The organism is Mucilaginibacter boryungensis (assembly GCF_015221995.1).
In the GTDB taxonomy this organism is placed as follows: domain Bacteria; phylum Bacteroidota; class Bacteroidia; order Sphingobacteriales; family Sphingobacteriaceae; genus Mucilaginibacter; species Mucilaginibacter boryungensis.
Map to the genome: position 1 here is coordinate 1 of NZ_JADFFM010000003.1, position 5885 is coordinate 5885.

Below are 5885 nucleotides of genomic sequence, written 5' to 3' on the forward strand. Positions count from 1 at the left end.
ACCTTTGCAACCCGCAAACGAAGGAGTAAAAGTGTTGAAAAACGCTGGGAAACGACGAAAGGGATCACTTAAAAAATAAGTGAAAATAAATTTTGAGAATGTAAAAAAGGTTTCTACCTTTGCAGTCCCAAAAGGAAAAAGAAAAACCGGGAGCAATTTCCGGTTAACAACATCAGGAAAGTTTAGCATCGCAATGATGCCTGAAACATACAGCCGGTACCGTGACGGGAAAGCGCAAAAGTTCTTCAAAACATAAAGAGAAAAAAAATAAATCATGAAGCAAAGCGGGGCTTTGAGCAATCAAAGCAACTGTCAATTTAACTCGGAAAGCTTGGGGATTTGTAATAGATACACGATGTTCTTCGGAACATCATTTAATACAGATTTCTATTTTGAGTAATAGGGTCTGGATACAAACAAAACATTTTACAATGGAGAGTTTGATCCTGGCTCAGGATGAACGCTAGCGGCAGGCCTAATACATGCAAGTCGGACGGGATTTGGGAGCTTGCTCCCAATGAGAGTGGCGCACGGGTGCGTAACACGTATGTAACCTACCTTTGTCAGGGGGATAGCCTCTCGAAAGAGAGATTAAGACCGCATAACATTATAGTGTGGCATCACACAGTAATCAAATATTTATAGGACAAAGATGGGCATGCGGAACATTAGCTAGTTGGTGAGGTAACGGCCCACCAAGGCTACGATGTTTAGGGGATCTGAGAGGATGACCCCCCACACTGGTACTGAGACACGGACCAGACTCCTACGGGAGGCAGCAGTAAGGAATATTGGTCAATGGGCGGAAGCCTGAACCAGCCATGCCGCGTGCAGGAAGACGGCCCTACGGGTTGTAAACTGCTTTTATACGGGAATAAACCTTCGTTCGTGAACGAAGCTGAATGTACTGTAAGAATAAGGATCGGCTAACTCCGTGCCAGCAGCCGCGGTAATACGGAGGATCCAAGCGTTATCCGGATTTATTGGGTTTAAAGGGTGCGTAGGTGGCCTGGTAAGTCAGGGGTGAAAGACGGTAGCTTAACTATCGCAGTGCCTTTGATACTGCCGGGCTTGAATGAACTAGAGGTAGGCGGAATGTGACAAGTAGCGGTGAAATGCATAGATATGTCACAGAACACCGATTGCGAAGGCAGCTTACTATGGTTTTATTGACACTGAGGCACGAAAGCGTGGGGATCAAACAGGATTAGATACCCTGGTAGTCCACGCCCTAAACGATGAACACTCGATGTTGGCGATATACGGTCAGCGTCTAAGCGAAAGCGTTAAGTGTTCCACCTGGGGAGTACGCCCGCAAGGGTGAAACTCAAAGGAATTGACGGGGGCCCGCACAAGCGGAGGAGCATGTGGTTTAATTCGATGATACGCGAGGAACCTTACCCGGGCTTGAAAGTTAGTGAATGTGGCAGAGACGCCACAGTCCTTCGGGACACGAAACTAGGTGCTGCATGGCTGTCGTCAGCTCGTGCCGTGAGGTGTTGGGTTAAGTCCCGCAACGAGCGCAACCCCTATGTTTAGTTGCCAGCACATAATGGTGGGGACTCTAAACAGACTGCCTACGCAAGTAGAGAGGAAGGAGGGGACGACGTCAAGTCATCATGGCCCTTACGTCCGGGGCTACACACGTGCTACAATGGACGGTACAGAGGGCTGCTACCTGGCAACAGGATGCCAATCTCTAAAAGCCGTTCACAGTTCGGATCGGGGTCTGCAACTCGACCCCGTGAAGTTGGATTCGCTAGTAATCGCAGATCAGCAATGCTGCGGTGAATACGTTCCCGGGCCTTGTACACACCGCCCGTCAAGCCATGGAAGCTGGAAGTGCCTGAAGTGCGTAACCGCAAGGAGCGTCCTAGGGTAAAGTCGGTAACTGGGGCTAAGTCGTAACAAGGTAGCCGTACCGGAAGGTGCGGCTGGAATACCTCCTTTCTGGAGCAATTCCCACAAGCAAACAGTAATATATGACAGACTGCTTTGCCCATGTTTATTTTTTTTCTCTTTTAATGATATTAAGCCTTATATATAGCGTAATAGTTATAGATAAGCAGGAAACCCAGGAAAGATGAAGCCATCAGGGTGCCGGCTAACAAAGCAGGGACATAAGTGGCAGTAGCAGTCGAAAGTCTGAAGTTAAAAGTCGAAAGACTTAAGACTTAGAACTCAAGACTCATGACTGCGAAACTTAAAACAGTCCCGTAGCTCAGTTTGGTTAGAGCACTACACTGATAATGTAGGGGTCAGCAGTTCAAATCTGCTCGGGACTACAGGTTGATATTACCTTGGGGGATTAGCTCAGCTGGCTAGAGCACCTGCCTTGCACGCAGGGGGTCAACGGTTCGAATCCGTTATTCTCCACCAAGTTTACTACAGCTATTGAAAGATGGCGTTACAGATGTGAACGAACGTTCTTTGACATATTGGAAGAAGTAATTGAAAAAGAGAAAACAACAGTAGAGACGGTTGTTGGCTTTGGACTCAGGGACAAAGAGGAAAGAAAAAAGACGGATAGCGTAAGCAGGAAGTCCGGATCGGCACTCATGAAGACCTGAAGAAGAACGGCAATCCTATCAAAAAGCATACGGTCACGAGCAAAAGCGTGACATGTATAGAAGAAAGTAAGAAAGGGTACACGGGGGATGCCTTGGCTCTCAGAGGCGATGAAGGACGTGATAAGCTGCGATAAGCTGCGGGGATTAGCAAATATGACGTGATCCGCAGATTTCCGAATGGGGAAACCTAACTAATTGAAGATTAGTTGCATAAATGCGCGAACCTGCTGAACTGAAACATCTAAGTAAGCAGAGGAAGAGAAAATAATAATGATTTCCTGAGTAGTGGCGAGCGAAAGGGAAGAAGCCCAAACCCATTATGTTACGGCATGATGGGGGTTGTAGGACCACAACATTGGATGTTAAAATGAACCGGAAGGGCATGGGAAGGCCCACCATAGAGCATGAGAGTTGCGTACGGGTAAGTAATAACAGCATAGTGGTATCCTGAGTACCGCGAGGTCGGAGACGCCTTGTGGGAATCTGCCGGCACCATCCGGTAAGGCTAAATACTCCTGAGAGACCGATAGTGAACCAGTACCGTGAGGGAAAGGTGAAAAGAACCCCGAACAGGGGAGTGAAATAGAACCTGAAACCGTGTACTTACAAGCGGTCGGAGCAGACTTGATCTGTGACGGCGTGCCTTTTGCATAATGAGCCTACGAGTTACTCCTCACTGGCAAGGTTAAGTGTTTAAGACGCGAAGCCGAAGCGAAAGCGAGTCTGAATAGGGCGTGCAGTCAGTGGGGGTAGACGCGAAACCTTGTGATCTACCCATGGACAGGTTGAAGGTGCCGTAACAGGTACTGGAGGACCGAACCGATAAACGTTGAAAAGTTTCCGGATGATCTGTGGGTAGGGGTGAAAGGCTAATCAAACTGGGAAATAGCTCGTACTCCCCGAAATGTTTTTAGGAACAGCCTGGCGGTTAAGTTATAAAGAGGTAGAGCTACTAATTGGGTGCGGGGGAGTCAAATCCTACCAAATCCAGATAAACTCCGAATGCTTTATAATATACGCTGGAGTGAGGCTATGGGTGCTAAGGTCCATGGCCGAGAGGGAAAGAACCCAGACCATCAGCTAAGGTCCCCAAATTACTGCTAAGTTGAACTAACGAGGTCCGATTGCACAGACAGCTAGGATGTTGGCTTGGAAGCAGCCATTCATTTAAAGAGTGCGTAACAGCTCACTAGTCGAGCGATCGGGCATGGATAATAAACGGGCATAAGCAGTATACCGAAGCTATGGATTTGCAGTAATGCATCTGGTAGGGGAGCATTCTATTTGCGGTGAAGCCACACGCGACAAGCGGTGGTGGAGGGAATAGAAAAGCAAATGTAGGCATAAGTAACGATAAGGCGGGAGAGAAACCCGCCCACCGAAAGACTAAGGTTTCCTGATCAACGCTAATCGGATCAGGGTTAGTCGGGGCCTAAGGTGAAGCCGAAGGGCGTAGCCGATGGACAACTGGTTAATATTCCAGTACGTTTTATAACTGCGATGCAGTGACGGAGTAGTGAAACTGACGCGAACTGACGGAATAGTTCGTTAAAGGCCGTAGGTATAGAGTTTGTAGTTAAGTACGCAGACTTTGCTGAAAGCCGATAGTACTCGGAACCTTCGGGGGATGGGATAGTTCAGGTAATCAGACTTCCAAGAAAACCTGCTAAGCTTCAGGTTATAAAACCCCGTACCGTAAACCGACACAGGTAGTCGAGGAGAGAATCCTAAGGTGCTCGAGTGAATCATGGCTAAGGAACTCGGCAAAATGGCCCTGTAACTTCGGGAGAAGGGGCGCTGGCAGCAATGTCAGCCGCAGTGAAAAGGCCCAGGCGACTGTTTAACAAAAACACATGGCTATGCAAAATCGAAAGATGAAGTATATGGCCTGACACCTGCCCGGTGCCGGAAGGTTAAGAGGGGATGTTAGGGTTAAACCGACGCATTGAATCGAAGCCCCGGTAAACGGCGGCCGTAACTATAACGGTCCTAAGGTAGCGAAATTCCTTGTCGGGTAAGTTCCGACCTGCACGAATGGTGTAACGATCTGGGCGCTGTCTCAGCCATGAGCTCGGTGAAATTGTGGTATCGGTGAAGACGCCGGTTACCCGCAACGGGACGGAAAGACCCCATGCACCTTCACTACAACTTAACATTGATATCGGATACAGGATGTGTAGGATAGGTGGGAGACTGTGATCCGGCTTCGCCAGGAGTCGGTTAGTCAACGTTGAAATACCACCCTTTCTGTATTTGGTGTCTAACTCCGTCATGCGGAGGACATTGTTTGGCGGGTAGTTTGACTGGGGTGGTCGCCTCCAAAAAGGTAACGGAGGCTTTCAAAGGTAAGCTCAGTACGCTTGGTAACCGTACGCGGAGTGCAATAGCATAAGCTTGCTTGACTGTGAGGCAGACAAGCCGAGCAGGGTCGAAAGACGGATATAGTGATCCGGTGGTTCTGCATGGAAGGGCCATCGCTCAAAGGATAAAAGGTACGCTGGGGATAACAGGCTGATCTCCCCCAAGAGCTCATATCGACGGGGAGGTTTGGCACCTCGATGTCGGCTCGTCACATCCTGGGGCTGGAGAAGGTCCCAAGGGTTGAGCTGTTCGCTCATTAAAGTGGCACGCGAGCTGGGTTCAGAACGTCGCGAGACAGTTCGGTCCCTATCTGTTGTGGGCGTTGGAAGTTTGAGTGGGGCTGACCTTAGTACGAGAGGACCGGGTTGGACTAACCTCTGGTGAATCTGTTATGGCGCCAGCTGTATTGCAGAGTAGCTACGTTGGGAATAGATAAGCGCTGAAAGCATCTAAGTGCGAAACTAGCCACAAGATGAGACTTCCATTGAGGGTCGTAGCAGACTACTACGTTGATAGGTTACAGGTATAAAGGTGGTGACATCAAAGCCGAGTAATACTAATAGCCCGAAGCTTTCTCATAGCAGGTAATTAAAGTGATCAGAGATTAGGTGATTAGTGATTCGTCACGGATCCCGACCCTCTGATCACCCAACACAAAGCTGTTGTTTTCTCTAAATCAACTACTTCTTTCAATAATATGTCAAGTTTTTTAGCAGGGCAAGGTGATGTACAGATCAGGTAACTAATCTCTAATCACTAACCTCTAATCAACTAAAAAAATTCAGGTGCCTATATCGGCGGTGTCCACCTCTTCCCATTCCGAACAGAGAAGTTAAGCCCGCCAGAGCCGATGGTACTGCAGTAAAATGTGGGAGAGTAGGTCGGTGCCAAATCTTATCGTCCAGGCGACGTTAAACTTAAACCCTTCATCTATAAGATGAGGGGTTTTTTGTT

Annotated in this window: 1 protein-coding gene, 2 tRNA genes and 3 rRNA genes; 5 read left to right on the forward strand and 1 reads right to left on the reverse strand. The window is 48.3% G+C overall.

Going from position 1 to position 5885, the window contains the following annotated elements; genetic code table 11:
* On the reverse strand, nt 1-276 hold a 276-nt coding region (locus tag IRJ18_RS21090; protein ID WP_228073040.1), incomplete at its 3' end, for a hypothetical protein.
* Between the two features lie 152 nt (nt 277-428).
* On the opposite strand from IRJ18_RS21090, the gene IRJ18_RS20945 reads away from it, so the two are divergent.
* The 5 genes from IRJ18_RS20945 (at nt 429) to rrf (ending at nt 5824) form a co-directional block, all read left to right on the forward strand.
* Nucleotides 429-1950: ribosomal RNA gene (locus IRJ18_RS20945) — 16S ribosomal RNA — on the forward strand.
* Between the two features lie 260 nt (nt 1951-2210).
* Nucleotides 2211-2285, forward strand: a tRNA-Ile gene (locus IRJ18_RS20950).
* Nucleotides 2286-2302: 17 nt separating this feature from the next.
* A tRNA-Ala gene (locus tag IRJ18_RS20955) sits at nt 2303-2379 on the forward strand.
* A 251-nt stretch (nt 2380-2630) separates the two neighbouring features.
* Nucleotides 2631-5510, forward strand: a 23S ribosomal RNA gene (locus tag IRJ18_RS20960).
* Between the two features lie 202 nt (nt 5511-5712).
* Nucleotides 5713-5824, forward strand: a 5S ribosomal RNA gene (gene rrf / locus IRJ18_RS20965).
* Together the 16S, 23S and 5S rRNA genes with 2 tRNA genes alongside form the textbook arrangement of a ribosomal RNA operon.
* The last annotated feature ends 61 nt before the right edge of the window (nt 5825-5885 follow it).